Annotated in this window: 1 protein-coding gene; it reads left to right on the forward strand. The window is 48.9% G+C overall.

All coding sequences use genetic code 11. The features are described from left to right. The coding region (locus tag AB4167_RS21595) for a cadherin-like domain-containing protein (protein ID WP_372137003.1) at positions 1–989 on the forward strand (989 nt) is incomplete at both ends.

Genomic DNA, 989 nt, shown 5'->3' on the forward strand with positions numbered 1-989 from the left:
GATGGCAAGCTGACCATCACAGACCCCGATGTAGGCGAGTCAGGATTTGAACGCCAAGGCAGCAATGGTTACGACTATCACGGCACCTATGGCGATCTAATCTTACTCACCGATGGCACCTGGCATTACCATGCCGATGCTGGGCATCTATCAGGTATAGGTGCTAGACCCACAACGCGTGGCACTGCAATTGACCAGCTTGGTGAAGGGCAAAGCTTAACCGATACGATTACAGTCCATTCAAAAGATGGTACAACACACGATATTGTCATCACCATTCACGGCAGTAACGACAGACCTTACTGTTCATCTGAAGTGGTGCTTGCAAATGGCAGTGAAGATACACGCCAAACCTTAACCACCGCGCAACTATTAGCGAATACCGTCGATGTGGATGCCAATGACGCCGGTAAACTAACCATTGAAAACCTGCATGCTGACCATGGCTCTATTCTAAACAATGCCGATGGTACGTTTACGTTTACCCCAGAAAAAGACTACAACGGCGCGGTGCACTTTAGCTATGACGTCAAAGATGCACACGGTGGTGTAACACACACCGGCGCAACCACCAACTTAGCTGCGGTTAACGACAACCCTGATGTGACGCCTTTAACCGACAGTGTCAGTGAGGGGGCCGATAATCATCACACCCTCAATCTGCTAGTAGGTGCCACAGACAAAGACGGCGACGCTTTAACCATCAGTCACCTTGAATATGCCATCGATGGTCAACCTCAGTCGGGCCAACTTCCAACGGGCATTACCTTAGATACTGATGGTCATACATTAATTGTTGATGCCACCAATCCCGCATTTAACCATTTGGCCAATGGTCAGTCGCAACAAATCGCTATCACTTATCAAGTAGAAGATGGCCATGGTGGAAGTACGCAACAAACCGCCACGCTTACGATTGCCGGGACAGATGATAAAGCCACACTGGTTTCTAATGTCATTCAGCTCACTGAAACACAAGCGCTGGATAG

The organism is Vibrio sp. 10N.286.49.E11 (genome assembly GCF_041469505.1).
In the GTDB taxonomy this organism is placed as follows: Bacteria; Pseudomonadota; Gammaproteobacteria; order Enterobacterales; family Vibrionaceae; genus Vibrio; species Vibrio crassostreae_C.